This window comes from Geotalea uraniireducens (assembly GCF_027943965.1).
GTDB classification, from domain to species: domain Bacteria; phylum Desulfobacterota; class Desulfuromonadia; order Geobacterales; family Geobacteraceae; genus Geobacter; species Geobacter uraniireducens.
Genome location: NZ_AP027151.1, coordinates 907,296 through 921,939 on the forward strand (window position 1 = coordinate 907,296; position 14,644 = coordinate 921,939).

General features: G+C 68.1%; 15 protein-coding genes. 2 read left to right on the forward strand and 13 right to left on the reverse strand.

Translation table 11 applies throughout. The features are described from left to right. Nucleotides 1-13: 13 nt before the first annotated feature. Both QMN23_RS04365 and QMN23_RS04370 read right to left on the reverse strand, forming a co-directional pair. A complete protein-coding gene (locus QMN23_RS04365; protein WP_282002078.1) occupies nucleotides 14-1,963 on the reverse strand; it encodes an acetoacetate--CoA ligase in 1,950 nt (649 codons plus the stop codon). 2 nt (nucleotides 1,964-1,965) lie between these two features. Further along, entirely contained in the window at nucleotides 1,966-3,093 is a 1,128-nt protein-coding gene (locus QMN23_RS04370) for a citrate/2-methylcitrate synthase (RefSeq protein ID WP_282002080.1), read from the reverse strand. Between the two features lie 196 nt (nucleotides 3,094-3,289). Between QMN23_RS04370 and QMN23_RS04375 the strand changes: the two genes are divergently transcribed. After that, nucleotides 3,290-4,204 (forward strand): DMT family transporter, encoded by a 915-nt coding sequence (locus QMN23_RS04375; RefSeq protein WP_282002081.1) that lies wholly within the window; start codon nucleotides 3,290-3,292, stop codon nucleotides 4,202-4,204. Between the two features lie 48 nt (nucleotides 4,205-4,252). On the opposite strand, the gene QMN23_RS04380 is transcribed toward QMN23_RS04375, so the two are convergent. The 5 genes from QMN23_RS04380 to QMN23_RS04400 are packed head-to-tail and all read right to left on the reverse strand — an operon-like array spanning nucleotide 4,253 to nucleotide 7,625. Then, nucleotides 4,253-4,642 (reverse strand): response regulator, encoded by a 390-nt coding sequence (locus tag QMN23_RS04380; protein ID WP_282002082.1) that lies wholly within the window; start codon nucleotides 4,640-4,642, stop codon nucleotides 4,253-4,255. Continuing rightward, entirely contained in the window at nucleotides 4,639-5,046 is a 408-nt protein-coding gene (locus tag QMN23_RS04385; protein ID WP_282002084.1) for a response regulator, read from the reverse strand. Before QMN23_RS04385 ends, QMN23_RS04380 begins: the two co-directional genes overlap by 4 nt. Nucleotides 5,047-5,087: 41 nt before the next feature. Further along, the gene (locus tag QMN23_RS04390; protein ID WP_282002086.1) at nucleotides 5,088-6,449 is read right to left on the reverse strand and encodes a sensor histidine kinase; all 1,362 of its coding nucleotides are present in this window, start codon (nucleotides 6,447-6,449) and stop codon (nucleotides 5,088-5,090) included. Beyond that, entirely contained in the window at nucleotides 6,446-7,309 is an 864-nt protein-coding gene (locus QMN23_RS04395; protein WP_282002089.1) for an HDOD domain-containing protein, read from the reverse strand. The genes QMN23_RS04390 and QMN23_RS04395 overlap by 4 nt, the downstream gene beginning before the upstream one ends. After that, nucleotides 7,296-7,625, reverse strand: a complete 330-nt coding sequence (locus QMN23_RS04400; RefSeq protein ID WP_282002090.1) for a hypothetical protein — start codon at nucleotides 7,623-7,625, stop codon at nucleotides 7,296-7,298. Before QMN23_RS04400 ends, QMN23_RS04395 begins: the two co-directional genes overlap by 14 nt. A gap of 199 nt (nucleotides 7,626-7,824) precedes the next feature. On the opposite strand from QMN23_RS04400, the gene QMN23_RS04405 reads away from it, so the two are divergent. Then, the gene (locus tag QMN23_RS04405; protein ID WP_282002092.1) at nucleotides 7,825-8,910 is read left to right on the forward strand and encodes a hypothetical protein; all 1,086 of its coding nucleotides are present in this window, start codon (nucleotides 7,825-7,827) and stop codon (nucleotides 8,908-8,910) included. A 9-nt stretch (nucleotides 8,911-8,919) separates the two neighbouring features. Here the strand turns inward: QMN23_RS04405 and QMN23_RS04410 are convergent, their stop codons facing one another. The 6 genes from QMN23_RS04410 to QMN23_RS04435 form a co-directional block, all read right to left on the reverse strand. Then, entirely contained in the window at nucleotides 8,920-9,861 is a 942-nt protein-coding gene (locus tag QMN23_RS04410) for a class I SAM-dependent methyltransferase (RefSeq protein WP_282002094.1), read from the reverse strand. A gap of 10 nt (nucleotides 9,862-9,871) precedes the next feature. Continuing rightward, nucleotides 9,872-10,543, reverse strand: coding sequence for a HesA/MoeB/ThiF family protein (locus tag QMN23_RS04415; protein ID WP_282002095.1), 672 nt, complete (start codon nucleotides 10,541-10,543; stop codon nucleotides 9,872-9,874). 3 nt (nucleotides 10,544-10,546) lie between these two features. Then, entirely contained in the window at nucleotides 10,547-10,828 is a 282-nt protein-coding gene (locus tag QMN23_RS04420; protein WP_282002097.1) for a MoaD family protein, read from the reverse strand. A gap of 31 nt (nucleotides 10,829-10,859) precedes the next feature. Beyond that, complete coding sequence (locus tag QMN23_RS04425) at nucleotides 10,860-12,083, reverse strand: NAD(P)/FAD-dependent oxidoreductase (protein ID WP_282002099.1); 1,224 nt, start codon at nucleotides 12,081-12,083, stop codon at nucleotides 10,860-10,862. Between the two features lie 134 nt (nucleotides 12,084-12,217). Further along, nucleotides 12,218-14,026 carry an aldehyde ferredoxin oxidoreductase family protein gene (locus QMN23_RS04430; protein WP_282002100.1) on the reverse strand — a complete coding sequence of 603 codons (1,809 nt, stop codon included), beginning with the start codon at nucleotides 14,024-14,026 and terminating at the stop codon, nucleotides 12,218-12,220. Next, nucleotides 14,019-14,507, reverse strand: a complete 489-nt coding sequence (locus QMN23_RS04435) for a 4Fe-4S dicluster domain-containing protein (RefSeq protein ID WP_282002102.1) — start codon at nucleotides 14,505-14,507, stop codon at nucleotides 14,019-14,021. The genes QMN23_RS04430 and QMN23_RS04435 overlap by 8 nt, the downstream gene beginning before the upstream one ends. Between the last annotated feature and the right edge of the window lie 137 nt (nucleotides 14,508-14,644).

Below are 14,644 nucleotides of genomic sequence, written 5' to 3' on the forward strand. Positions count from 1 at the left end.
CCCCCTGACGAATTCATCGTTGCAGCTCAGGCAGGTCCCGGTAAAGGTCGAGCGCTTCGGGGTTGGCCAGGGCGTCGCGGTTTTTCACCGGCTCGCCGTGGATAACCTTTCGGACCGCCAGCTCCACCTTTTTCATGCTGATGGTATAGGGAATATCGGCCACGGCGATGATCCGGGCCGGGACGTGGCGGGGAGAGAGCTGCTCCCGGATTGCCCGGCGGATCCGCTCCGCCAGCTCGTCGGTCAAGGTCGTGCCGGCCGCCAGCCGGACGAAGAGGATCACCCGCTCGTCCCCTTCCCAGCGCTGGCCGACGGCGAGGCTGTCGGCAATCTCGGGGAGGGTTTCCACCAGCCGGTAGAGCTCGGCGGTGCCGATCCGCACCCCGCCCGGGTTGAGCGTGGCGTCGGAGCGGCCGTAGATGATCAGCCCGCCGCTTTCGGTCAGCTCGCACCAGTCGCCGTGGGTCCAGACCCCGGGAAAGCGCTCGAAATAGGCGTGGCGGTACTTGGCGCCGTCCGGATCGTGCCAGAAGGAGAGCGGCATCGATGGGAAGGGGGCGGTACAGACCAGTTCGCCCGGCTTGCCGACCACCGCCCGGCCGGCCTCGTCGAAGACCGCTACCCGCATGCCGAGCCCCCGGCACTGGAGTTCACCGGGGTAGACCGGGCCGAGCGGGTTTCCCAAAGCGAAGCAGCCGTTCAGGTCGGTGCCGCCGGAGATCGAGGCGAGTTGGAGGTCGGCCTTGATCTCCCGGTAGACGTAGGCGAAGCTCTCCGGCGCCAGCGGCGAACCGGTGGAGAGTACTGTCCGGAGCCGGGAAAGGTCGTACTCCCGTCCCGGCCGGGCGCCGCTCTTCTCCAGAGCGGCCAGGTAGCGGGCGCTGGTACCGAAGACAGTGATCCCCTCGTCCCGGGCGAGCCGCCAGAGATAGCCCGGATCGGGATGGAAGGGGTGCCCCTCGTAGAGGACCACGGTCGCCCCGGTCGCCAGGGCGCAGACCAGCCAGTTCCACATCATCCAGCCGCAGGTGGTCAGGTAGATAATGGTGTCGTCGCGCCCCAGGTCGGTGTGAAGGGCCAGCTCCTTGAACTGGTTGAGGAGGATTCCCGCTGCCCCCTGGACCAGGCACTTGGGGGGGCCGGTGGTGCCGGAGGAGTACATGATGTAGAGCGGGTGGTCGGCCGGGAGCTGGACGAAGCCGGGAAAGGCCGCTTGCCCGGCGGTAAAGTCGGCGTAGCGGACCGCCTGCGGGATGCCGCGGAGATCGGGCTCCTCGTCCAGGGAGGGGACGACCACCAGCCGTTCGACGCCGGGGAGGGCGGAGACGATCTCGCGGAGCCGCGCCAGCGAATCGAAACGCCGGCCGCGGTAGCGGTAGCCGTCGGCGGCGAAGAGAATCTTCGGGCCGATCTGGCCGAAGCGGTCCAGGACCCCCCGGCTGCCGAAATCGGGCGAACAGGAGGACCAGACGGCCCCGAGGCTGGTTGCCGCCAGCATGGCGACCACCGTCTCCGGCAGGTTCGGCAGGAAACCGGCGACCCGGTCCCCCGCCGTTACCCCGGCGTCCTTGAGCGCCGCCGCCAGCCGGGCCACCTGGTCGAACAGCCCGGCGTAGCTGAGCCGCCGTGTTTCCCCTCCCTCGGCGATGCCGACCAGCGCCGGCCGGTCGTCCCGGTAGCGGAGCAGGTTTTCGGCAAAATTGAGCCGGGCGCCGGCAAACCAGCGGGCCCCCGGCATCGTCGCCGGCTCGTCGAGTACCCGGTCGAAGCGGCGGGAGGCGATAATGCCGAGAAAATCCCACAGGTCGGCCCAGAAGAGGGACAGCTCGGTCACCGACCAGCGGTAGAGCTCGTCGTAGCCGCTGAAGCTGGTGCCGTGCCGGGCGTTGACGAAGGCGATGAAGCGGGTCATCGCCGCCCGGTCGCGCTGCGCCGCCGTCGGTCTCCAGAGCGGTTCTTTCATGGTCAGCCCCGGGTGGCGAGCGGCGGATAGGGGCGCGGTGCCGGGCCGGTGTAGTCGGCCACCGGGCGGAAGATCCGGTTGGCGCTCCGCTGCTCGATCACGTGGGCGGCCCAGCCGGCGACCCGGGCAAAGACGAAGACCGGGGTGAACATCGACGTCGGGATGCCGCAGAGGTGGTAGGCGGAGGCGCTGTAGAAATCCAGGTTGGGGTAGAGCCCCTTGGCCTGCCGGACCACCGCCTCGATCCGCTCCGAGATTCGGTAGAGGAGCGGGTTTCCCGCCGCCTCGGCCAGCCGGCGCGACCACTGCTGGATGATCGGCGAGCGCGGGTCGAGGGATTTCTTGTAGATCCGGTGGCCGAAGCCCATGATCTTTTCGCCGGCGGCGATCATCGCCCGGACGGCCTCTTCGGCCTCCTCGGGAGAGGCAAAACGGCCGAGCAGCCGCATCGCCTCCTCATTGGCCCCGCCGTGGAGCGGCCCGCGCAGGGTGCCGATGGCCGCGGTGATCGCCGCGTAGAAATCGGCCAGGGTCGAGGCGGTTACCCGGGCGGAAAAGGTCGAGGCGTTGAACTCGTGTTCGGCGTAGAGGATCAGCGAGGCGTCCATCGCCTGCCGCTGCAGTTCGCCCGGCGGCCGGCCGTGGAGAAGGTGGAGGAAGTGCCCGGCGTGGCTCTCTTCGGCACTGGCCGTCTCGATCCGCCGGCCGTCCCGGTGAAAGTGGTGCCAGTAGAGGAGCATGCCGGGGAAGAGGGCGAGCAGCCGGTCGGCGATCTGGTGCGCCCCGTGGGCCTCCGTTTCCGGTTCCATGGTGCCGAGGGCCGAACAGCCGGTCCGGAGCACATCCATCGGATGGGCTTTGGCCGGCAGCTGCTCCAGCACGGTCTTCAGCGCCGCCGACAGCTCCCGCAGCCCGGCCAGCCGTTTGCGGTAGCGGGCGTATTCGCCGGCATCCGGCAGCGCGCCGTGGATCAGCAGGAAGGCCACCTCCTCGAAAGTGGCGTGCGCCGCCAGATCTTCGATGGCGTAGCCGCGGTAGGTCAGCCCGAACTGTTCTTTTCCCACCGAACTGATCGCCGTCGTGCCGGCAACCACCCCTTCCAGTCCCGGACTGAATGACAGTGCAGCCATGGCCTTCTCTCCTTTCACGGTGCGAATGTGTGCGGAGTGCGGTGATAGTCAAAGCTTAGCGGGAAAGGGCGGCGATGCAAACGCCCGGGCCGACTTTCCGGCGGCGGCGCGCCCCCCCCGGACAAGGCACTTGCAGGGGCAGCCGGAATCGGGCAGAATGAGCCCCGCTCCCCACCCTCCGCGCAAAGGACCAGCCATGAAACAGCACAATGCCGGCGCCCTGCTGATCGCCGCCTCGGCGGCCGGCTTCGCCACCCTCGGCATCCTGATCAAGTTCGCCTTCGCCGCCGGGGCCTCGATTACCACCATCATGGCGGTCCGCTTCCTGCTGGCCGCCCTCTGCCTGGTCATCGTGCTCCGCTGGCGCGGCGTCCCGCTCCGGCTCGGCCGGCGGGGAGTGGTGGAGCTGACCCTGATGGGGGCGGTCGGCTATGGCGGGATGTCGATGCTCTTCGCCAACGGCATTCACTATCTGCCGGCATCGCTGGCCGGGCTGCTGCTCTATACCTACCCGGCGCTGGTCAGCCTCTTGTCGTTCCTGCTCGGTGACGAGCGCTTCACCGGGCGCAAGGGGCTCGCCCTGGTTCTCTGTCTGGTCGGGATGGTGCTGGTACTGAACGCCTCGTTCAGCGGGGCGCGTTTGGCGGGGGTGTTGTCGATCCTGGGGGCGGCGGGGATCTACTCCTGCTACATCGTCATCGGCAACCGGCTGCTGAAGCGGATCGATCCGCTGGTGACCTCGGTCTACGTCTGCGGGACGGCCGGCCTGGCGGCGCTTCTCTTTGGGCTGGCGACCGGGAGCCTGACCCTGCTGGTGCCGCCGGCGGGATGGCTGGCAATGCTCGGCATCGCCATTTTTCCGACCATGGTCGGGGTAATCGGCTTCTTTGCCGGGCTGCGGCTGGTCGGGGGGACCAATGCGGCGATCATCAGCACCCTGGAGCCGCTGATCACCATCATCCTGTCGGCGCTGCTGCTGGGGGAGACGATTACCCCCCTGCAGGGGTTCGGCGGGGCGATCCTCTTGACCGGGGTGATCGTGCTGCAGCTCTGGGGAAAAGATGGCGGGCCGGCCGCGGCCATGCCGGCGGCCGGCGAAGCGGGTCGCTGAGCGCCGGACGCGGCTTGCCGGCGAAGGGGGGAGAGCGGTGCCGCGTCCCTAGCAGTCGAGGCCGAGGTCGCGGATGGTGGTGAAGAGCTTGTCGCTGTCGATCGGTTTGACCAGGTAGGCCTCGCACTGGTTGTTGAAGGCCGCCATGACGTTGCCGGCGTCCTTCAGGGCGGTGGTCATGATCACCTTTGCCGGGACCGGCGCCTGCCATTCCTCTTCCCGGTGGCGGATTGTCCGGAGCACCTCGTGACCGGTCATCCCGGGCATCATGATGTCGAGGCAGACGAGGTCGTAAGGGGCGTTGCTGTCCAGCGCCCGGGTGAAGGTCTCCAGCGCCTCGATACCGTCGGCCGCCTGGTCGCACGGGCCGAGCGGTTCGAGGTAGGCGCGCATCAGGCGCCGGCTGGCCGGGTCATCTTCCACTATCAGCGTTTTCATGGCTGCTCCTTTGCCGGCTCCCCCGGGGGGAGATGGCGTGCCAGGAGGGCCAGGAGCTCCTCCCGGGTAATCGGTTTGATGAGAATGTCGCTGAAGCCGGCGACGAGGAAGGCCTGGCGCTCGTCGGCCATGGCGTGGGCGGTGTAGGCGATCACCGGCCGCCGCCGGCCGGCCTCTTCCGCCTCCCGGAAGCGGCGGCAAAGCTCGGTGCCGGTCAGGTCGGGCATGCCGACGTCGAGCAGCAGCAGGTCGAGTTCGTCCCGCTGAGCCAGGGCGCAGGCGAGCCCCTCCCGGCCGCTTTCCCGCTCGATGAGCCGGTACGGTTTACCGTGGAGCATGGCGGCTACCAGCCGTCGGTTCATGAAATTGTCGTCCACCAGGAGGATGGTGCGTTGTCGGTCCATGGTTCGCCGTGGAGGATGCCGCCTGCCGGGCGGCACGGTTTCTACCTCTTATCGGCATCTTCCCCGGCCGACTTGAGCGGATTGTCGGCCAGCGCCGGCAATCGCACCCGAAACGTACTGCCGCAGCCCGGCCCGGGGCTGGCGGCGGTGATCGTCCCGCCATGCAGTTCCACCAGCTTTTTCGTCAACGACAATCCCAGCCCGGTCCCCTCGTAGCGGCGGGCCGCCGAGCCGTCCGCCTGCTCGAAGGGGGTGAAGATCCGCTCCAGGTCCGCGGCGGCGAGGCCGATGCCGGTATCGCTGACGGTGATCTCCAGGCCGGTCCCCTCCGGGGTCACCGCCAGGGTGACGCTGCCGCCGTCGGGGGTGAATTTCACCGCGTTGGCCAGCAGGTTGAAGATGATCTGCTTCAGCTTCCGTTCGTCGACCCGGACGGTGGCCGGCAGCCGGGGATCGAGCTCTTCGACCAGCCTGATGCCGTGGCGGACCGCCCGCTCCCGGACCATCAGCAGGCTGCCGGCAACCAGCGGCCGGATCTCCGGCTCGCCCGGCTCCAGCTCCATCCGTTCGGCCTCGATCTTGGAGAGGTCGAGGATGTCGTTGATCAGCGACAGCAGGTGCCGGCTGCTCTGGAGAACGTAGCCGAGGAACTCCCCCTGGTCGTCGTTCAGCGCGCCGTAGGTCCGGGCCAGCAGTACGTCGGCGAAGCCGATGATCGCGTTGAGCGGGGTGCGAAGTTCGTGGCTCATGGTCGCCAGAAATTCGCTCTTCGCCCGGTTGGCCGCCTCGGCCATCTCCCGGGCGGCCTGCAGCTCCCGGGTCCGCTCCCGGACCCGCTCTTCCAGATGGGCCATGTGGTCGCGGAGCATGCCGTGGAGGGTGGTACTCTCCAGGGCGTAGGCGCAGGTGTAGAGGACGATGGAGAGCGCGTTCAGCGACGGCGCGTCGACGGCGGCGCCGTTGCCGGGCAGAAGCCCGACGAACATGCCGCGGATCTGGCTCCGGGTGGCGACGACGTGCAGCAGCAGGGTCTGTTCGCCAGCCACCGCCGGGGCCATGATCGCCTGGGTCCGGTTGAGCGCCCAGGCGAAGGTGCCGTCCATGATCCGGGCGTCGATTTCGGCCAACAGCGTCTCCCGGCAGTCGGCTGGCTCGCAGGCGGCCAGTTCGAAGCTGCCGTCGTCCCGGCTCTCCAGGCAGCCCATCCAGCGAAACGGCAGGAGCCGCCTGATCTGCGCCAGGGTGGCGCGGAAGATGGCCGCCGGCTGCTCCGCCCGGCTCAGGTCCGCCTGGAAATCGCCGCTGGAGGCGAGCATGTCGAGGATCGCCACGTAGCGGAGATTCGACTCTTCCAGGTAGAGCAGCCGTTCCGTTGTCTGGTCGGTCGGGACGGGTTCGCTCATGCTCCCTCCGCGAGGGTGGCGAAGGTCTCTTCGAGCTGCGGTTCGGTCTGGTGCAGGATCGTGCCGAGGACACTCACCGGGATGCCGAGCCGTTCCCAGGCGCCGTCGTTGAGGGGGGGGACGAACCATTCGCCGCTGAAGCCGAATTCCAGCGCCTGGCAGATGATGTCCGCGACATGGATCAGCGCCGCTTCCAGCGGGAACTGCCCGGCGGTCGCCGGAGCGTGGTGGCAGGCGACCGGTTCGCCGATCACCGGCGGGATCTTCCAGGTGCGGAGCAGGGCGCCGCCGACGGCGGCATGGTCGAAGCCGAGCCGCTCCCGTTCCGTCAGGTAGTGGAGGCTCTGCCGGTCGCGGCTCGCCTCCAGCATCTCCCGAACGACCTCCGGGGCCGAGGTGCAGAGCACCAGCTGGCCGACGTCGTGAAGCATGCCGGCGACGAAAAACCGCTCGACGTTGATTTCGCGGCGGTAGGTGGCGAGGCCCCGGGCGATCATTCCGCAGGCGATGGAGTGCCGCCAGAAGGAGGTCATGTTCAGCAGCTCTTCCGGGATGCCGCGGAAGATTCCCATCACCGACGCCGCCAGCGCCAGGTCGCGCAGCTGCTGGGTGCCGATGATGGTCACCGCCTTGGTGATCGAGTCGACCCGCGAGTAGTAGCCGAACATCGGGCTGTTGGCCAGCTTGAGCAGCCGGACCGTCAATCCCTGGTCCTCGGTGATGATCCGGGCGATGTCGTCGATGGAGCTGCGCGGGTGGTTGATCGCCTCGTTGAGCCGCTCGTAGAAGAAGGGGAGCGAGTAGACGGTGACCGTTTCGCCGACGAGCCGTTCCAGGGTTAGGGGCTCACTCCTGGCCATGGCAGGCCTTTCGCTCGACGGCGAGGCGGAGCAGTTCGCGCATTGCCGGCTGGTTCAGGTCGGCGTGGCGAAAGAGCGGCAAAAGATCCGCTTCAGCGGCGGAGAGCGCCAGCGGATCGAGCGCGGCGGGGAGCGCAGCGTCGCGGGCGGTGTCGTCGCTGCCGGCGATGTCCGCTTCAACCACGCCCCAGGTGCGGAAGATGTAAAGATGTTTGTCGGCCAGTGCGGCGCCGGTGCCGAGCAGCAGCCGGCCGGTCCGGTCACGGACGTCGTTTGCCAGGACCATGCCGGCGGCCAGTTGATCGATGGGGACCATGCCCACGCGGGTTCCTCCGGAGTGACGTTCAGGGGTATGAATACTCTATCGGAACATTGCGCCGGGACTTTAGCCGCTGCCGGCGTGGGCGATGGTTGACAAGGGGGCGGGCCGGCGCTTTACTTGAGGCAGGCCGGCTCGCCGTCCGCTCTTGCTGCCCGTTGCTGGGCCGGCCAGCCGCTTTTCGGAGGAACCAGCCATGTCGGTCATTCCCGTGTACACGCCGCCCGATTTCTCCCGGCCGGACCTGGCCGCAGCACCGCCGGTCCGGGTCGGCGCCGCCCCGGCCGACGGGGTATTGCCGGCCGCTTTTCACGCCACCTCCAACCATCCGGAATACCTCCATCTCGGCAACGGTCGCTGGCTGCTCGTCGCCGAAAGCCGGATGGACGCGGCGATCGTCCTGCGGGGAGAGGAGGCGGCGGTGGTGGAACCGCGGCTGGTCAGGGGCGGGGACCCGGTGGTGCTCGGCCGGACCGAGAACGGCGAGGAGGGAATCCTGGTCCATCCCGTCGGCTTCGCGGTACCCGCCAACCCGGGCGACAAGTTCTCCTTCCGCACCCGGGGGACGCGGGAGCCGCCGTTCTCCCGCTCCTACGACGAACTGTACCGGGTGTTGCGCCATGACCGGGAGGCGGGGTACATCGCCTGGGTCCTCGGGCCGGCGGTCGCCTTCGACCAGGACAGCCGGGCCGCCATGCAGGCGCTGATCGAGGCCGGCTACTGCCATGCCCTGCTGGCCGGCAATGCCCTCGCCACCCACGATCTGGAGGCGGCCCGCTTCCGCACCGGGCTCGGTCAGGATATCTACACCCAGGCGCTGCGGCCGCTCGGCCATTATCACCATCTGGAGATCATCAACGAAGTGCGGCGCTGCGGTTCGATCCGCCGCGCCATTGCCGAACTGGGCCTGAACGACGGCATCATCCACGCCTGCGAGCGCCGGGGTGTCCCCTATGTCCTGGCCGGCTCGATCCGCGACGATGGGCCGTTGCCGGAAGTGATCACCGATTCCTGCCGGGCCCAGGAGGCGATGCGTTGCCATGCCCGACAGGCGACCACCGTCATTGCCCTGGCCACTCAGCTCCATGCCATCGCCTTCGGCAACATGGTGCCGAGCTACCGGGTGCTGGCGGACGGCACGGTCCGGCCGGTCTTTTTCTACATCGTCGACATGACCGAGTTCAGTGCCGACAAGCTGGCCAACCGGGGCTCGGCCCAGGCGGCGGCGATCCTCACCAACGTCCAGGATTTCATGGTCAATCTCTGGCACAACCTGCGCTGAGTTCGGCGGCTACCGTTCAGCCACCAGCAGCTGGCTGGTGATCAGCTCGCAGTGGTTGCGGTGGCTGCGGAGCTTCCACGAGACTTCGCCCCGGCGGCCGATCCGCCAGGGGGGGCGGAGGACGTCGTCCTTCCCTTCGAGCAGGGCGCGAACGTTGTCGAGCCCCCGGCCGGGGTAAGGGCCGGCGGTGGTGCCGCCGAGCCAGCGCTCTTCCGGCGCGGCGGCGGGCGACCAGGAGAACGGGTCGGCGAAGAGCAGGGCGGCGCCGGCGGTCCGGGCGACCCGGTTGAGCTCGTAGAGGTGGGCGAGCGGGTAGCTGACCCGGTCGAGCAGATTGAGGGTGGCCAGCTGGCTGAAGCTCTCCCGGGGGAAGGGGAGGGCCAGGGCGTCGGCGACGACGAACTCGACGGTGGCGTGGCGCCAGACGGGGGGAAGGGTGCAACGGAAGGTTTCGCGGAGGTTCCCTTCGATGGGGAGGGAAAAGGTCAGCTCCCCTTCGCGGGCAAGGCGGCGTGCGGTCCTGATAAAGGCGAGCGACAGGTCGCAGCCGACCGCCAGTTCGCTCCGTGCCGCCATCTCGAAGGTGAGTCGGCCAACGGCGCAGCCGGCGTCGAGGGCGGCGGCGCTGCGGGGGGCCAGGCAGTCGGCCCAGGTGGCGTAGGCGTCACCGGCCTGCCGGTCGCCGGCCAAGTCGGCGAAGTGGCTCCAAAGATAGCTGTCGAGGGTGCCGGCTTCCTCGTACTTCCACTGGCTGTCGGCGGGTTCGGTGGCCGGGTCGGGAAGGAGAACGGCGATGCCGTCGCGGATCGGGAAACGGCGGCGACATTGCCGGCATTCGAGGGTGCCGTGGTCGATCTCGCCGTCGGCCTCAACGGCGCCGGCGAGCGTCAACGGCTGCTCCTTCGGCAGGCAGGCGGGGCAGATCAACAGCGGCAGCAGGAAGCGGTGCATCGCTCTCTCCTCAGACTTCCAGGAACGAGCAGTGGAAGCCGGCCAGCTCCACCACCAGGAAGCGGTCGAGCAGCGTCGGGCTTCCCCAGAGGCAGCCGAACAGCTCCCGGCTCATGATCCCGGCGATCACCGCCGGGCCGTCGGGGGTTACCGGGATCGCCCCTTCCGGCTGGCGGGCGCCGGCGAAGATCGCCTCCAGCGGCTGGGACGCGCCGGTACGCAGCGTCAGTACCTGGCCGTGCTCCCCCTGGATGCCGCCATGAACGTAGAATTTGCCCGCCGGCGTCTGCCGGTAGAGGGCGAACCGGCTGGCAAAGGTGTCGAGGCAGTCGGCGACGCAATCGACCCCCGGCGGCATGACGAACTCATCGTCGATTCGCCGGTCGAGGGGGATGATCTCCAGGGCGGCGTTGACCTCGGACAGGCGTTCCGCCGCTACCAGCGCCTTTTGCCGGCCGATATCCCATTCGTCGTACAACAGCTGGCGGTTCAGGTCGGGCCATGCCACCGTCCCGTCGTCGACGATGATCAGCCGGCCGACGCCGGCCCGGGCCAGCAGCTGGCCGACCGTGGCGCCAAGCCCGCCGACCCCGGCCACCAGCACGGTTCCCGCCGCCAGCTGCGCTTGCTTCTCCGTGCCCCATACCGCCAGCTGCCGGGCGTACCGCTCGTCCCGTCCCATCGGCTACCCCCCCGCACCGGGCGGGAAGAGGGCCAACACGTCGCCGTCCCGTACCTCCGTCGCCAGGCCGTTCAGATGGTGGATGTTCCGCCGGTTGACCAGGATGATGGTGCCGGTCTGCAGGGCGCCCGCGCCGTCGAGGAGCTTGCCGGACACCGCCGGTCCGACGGCGGCCTCGACCCGGGCGAGGAGCCGGCTGACCGTTTCCCCCTCCTGCGCGGGGAGCTCCAGCGATTCCCGCTGTAGCAGCAGGCGCAGCAGACTGAAGAATTGAATCCGGATCATCGCATTCCTTCCGCCCTGGTGGCGTATGCGGTCAGGCCAGGGCCAGCAGGCGGGCGGCGTAACTGTTTACTCCCCGCAGCAGCCGTTCGCCGGGGAAGACCGCCCGGGTGGTCACCAGCTGGTAGTAGCCCCCCGCGTCGTTGGTTTCGCCGATCAGCGTGGCGCCGAGCACCCGGTCCTGCTCGTCGAGAAAGACCTTGCGAAAACGGCCGGTAAAACGGTCGTGGGCCGAGATGACCCGCGGGGCGTCGTCCCGGCAGTAGCCGACAGCGGCGATATCGACGCCGAAGACCTCCGTCGTGTTGTTCTTCATGCTCCCCGGATAGGTGGCGGGAAGCTGCAGCATGTTGAGGGCGGCCACTTCCGCCTGCTCCACCGCCGTCAGCCAGTTCCCCTGGATGGTGCTTTCGCCGGTGACGAAGTCCCGCCCTTCCGCCACGTCGCCGGCGGCGTAGATGTCGGGATGGCTGGTCCGGCAGTGGTCGTCGATCAGGATTCCGTCCCGCACTGCCAGTCCCGCCTGCCGGGCCAGGCCGGTATTGGGGACCACCCCCTTGCCGACCAGCAGCATGTCGGTGGTAAGTCGTTTGCCGGAGGCAAGGGCCAATTCGAGCCGCTCCCCGCCGGCCAGGTCGACGACGTCGTCCTGCTTGTGCAGCTGCAGGCCGTCGGCGACGAAGCGCTCTTCGAGGATCGCCGATGCTTCCGCATCCACCACCCGGCTGAAGATTCGGTTCGACCCGACCACCAGGTGTCGTTCCAGCTCCGGACCGGCATGGGAGAGAAACGGGATGCTGACCAGGCCGGCGCCGATGGCGGTGACGCTCCGCGCTTCCGGCAGCAGCTGCGCCAGGCGGTCGGCATCGTCGAGGTGGCGGAGGGTGCAGATGCCGGCGGCACTGATCTCGATGCTCCGGGCCTCGGCGCCGGAGGCGATCAGGAGCGCACCGAAGCCGATGGTCTTGCCGTTGCCGAGGGTCAGCCGGTGCCGGTCGGCATCGATCTCGACCGCCGGCTGGCCGAACAGGGTCGCGACGCCGAGCCGGTGGTAAAAGGCGTGGTCGACGATGAACAGGTTGCTCCGTTCGGTCTTGCCGCCGACATAGTAGGGGGTGAGCACCCGGGAATAGGCAGGGTGGGTCTCCCGGTCGACGATGGCGACGGAATGGTTGCGGGAATGACGGTGGAGCGTCCGGAGCGCCTGCATGCCGGCGGCGCTGTTGCCGATGATGACGATGTCGAACTGCTGGTCCATGGCTGGCCCTGCTCCTGGCGGGGCGGTGGCGACCGCCCGTGTCGTTAGTTGGAAACTCCTTACGAAGGCAAAACCTGACTACACGACAACTCCCTCCCCCTTGATGGGGGAGGGGGGATGTTTAGTCAATGCACTTACTTAGCAAGCCCCAGGGCGTGCAGCTTGTCCTCGGTCGGAATCCCCTGCTCGCTCCAGCCGCGCAACTGGTAGTATTCGGGGAGCATCTCGCCGAGTTTCGCCACCTCGCCCTTCAGCGGCCCGTCGGGCAGCGGTTCTTCGAGCAGTCGCGGCGGCAGGGTGTCCTGGGAGGGGTCGATGCCGGCCCGCAGGTTGAAGAGCCGCTCCAGGTTCCAGATCCGGTCGCCGGCTTCCAGCAGTTGTTCGACGGACCAGGCCGACCCGGTGGCGGCGTTGAAGAACTTGGTCACCTGCGGCGCGCCGATGCCGAAGGTGGTGAAGAGGCAGATGCCGGCCGAGTCGACGACGGCGGTGAAGTCCTGGAACGCCTTGGTCCATCCTGCCTTGCCGGCCGTCGCCTGGGGATCGAGCTTCTCCGGCACGCCGAGAATCTCCGGCGAGACCATGTAGCCCCGGACATGGCAGGCGCCGCGGTTGCTTGTTGCATACTCCAGCGCCATCCCCTGGATTCCCCGGCCGTCGTAGGCGGGGAATTCCTGCTTCTTGACCGTCATCGAGAGTTCGGGAACCCCATAGCTGGCCGCCAGCCGCCAGGAGCCGAGGCCGATCTTCTTGCCGAACCCTTCCCCTTTGCCAGTCAGCTCCAGCAGCTTGACCATCGCGTCGGCGTCGCCGAAGTTAAGCGGCATCCCTGCCTCCGCCTCGGTGATGTACCCCTTCTCGTAGAGTTCCATGGCGCAGGCCACCGTCGACCCGGCGGTGATGGTGTCCATGCCGTATTCGTTGCAGAGGTAGTTCCCCTTGGTAATCGCCGCCAGGTCGGCGATGCCGCAGGCGGCCCCCATCGACCAGATGGTTTCGTACTCCGGCCCTTCGCCGTCCTCGCTCCAGCGGGGATCGACCACGCCGGTGACCCGGGCGCAGGCGATGACGCACCCCATGCACCCCTTGTTCCGCTTCAGGTAGGTCTGCACCAGCCGCTCGCCGGAAATCTCCTCGGCCCGGTCGAAGGTGCCGGCCTGGAAGTTGCGGGTCGGCATGGCGCCACTCTGGTTGATGATGTTGACCAGCACCGCCGTGCCAAGCGCCGGCAGCCCCTCGGCAGTGACCGGGTGCTCCTTGAGCAGCCGGGACGACTCGCGGGCCGCCTCGCGAAACGCTGCCGGATCGGCGACGGTGACGCCGCCGGTGCCGCGGACGGCTACCGCCTTGAGGTTCTTGCTCCCCATCACCATGCCGACGCCGCTCCGGCCGGCTGCCCGGTGCTTGTCGTTGACGATGCAGGCGTAGTGGACCAGGTTTTCCCCCGCCGGGCCGATGCAGGCGACCTTGGCGTCGCCGTGGAACTCCCTGCGGATCCGGTCTTCGGTGGCGAAGGTCGTCTTCCCCCAGAGGTGGGAGGCGTCGGCGATCTCCACCCGCTGGTTGTAGATCTTCAGGTAGACCGGCCGCTCGGCCTTCCCTTCGATGATGATCATGTCGAAGCCGGCGTAGCGAAGTTCGCTCGGGAAATAGCCGCCGGAGTTGGAGCTGGCGACCGTCCCGGTGAGCGGCGACTTGGTGACCGCCACGTAGCGGCCGTTGGCGGCGCCGTAGGTGCCGGTCAGGGGGCCGGTGGCGAAGATCAGCTTGTTGGCGGCGGCGAGCGGGTCCGTCTCCGCCGGCACCTCTTCGGTCAGGTATTTGGTCCCGAGCCCCCGGCCGCCGATGTACTCCCGGGCCCAGGCCAGGTTCAGTTCTTCGATCCGCCAGGTCCGGGCGGAGAGATCGACCCGCAGCACTTTGCCATGCCAGCCGTTAGCCATTGGCCACCTCCGTTTGCCCCTCTTTCATGGTGTTGACGAAGCGGAGCACCTTCTCCCGCAGCGGCGTGTCCTCCTCGGAGAAGGTCAGGCAGTGGGTCGGGCAGAAGATGACGCATTCCGGCACGTCGCCGCTGCAGAGGTTGCACTTGTCCGCCTTGTGGGTTTCGGGGAGGTACTTGATCATCCCGAATGGACAGGCACTGACGCAGGTCCGGCAACCGACGCACTTCAGCTCGTCGACGGTCACTACTCCCGACGCCGCATCTTTGGCGATGGCTCCCTTGGGGCAGGCCTTCAGGCACCAGGGGTCGTCGCACTGCATGCAGGTGACGGTGATGAACTTGGCTTCTTCGAGGAATACTTCGTTGACGATGCGGGATTTGCTGGGGGCGAACTCGTTGCGGTGCTTGAACGAACAGGCGAGCTCGCAGGACTTGCAGCCAATGCACTTGGCTGGCTCGACACGGATCAGCTTCTGCATGGACGACCTCCTTTGGTGAATGGATGCGTCGTTGAAGCGAGGGGGGGCTGCGGCGGCCGAAAGCGGCATCAGCCCGGCAAAAAGTGTAGCACAGTTGGCTGAAAAATGCGCCAAAGTTCACGGCCGGCCGATAGGAT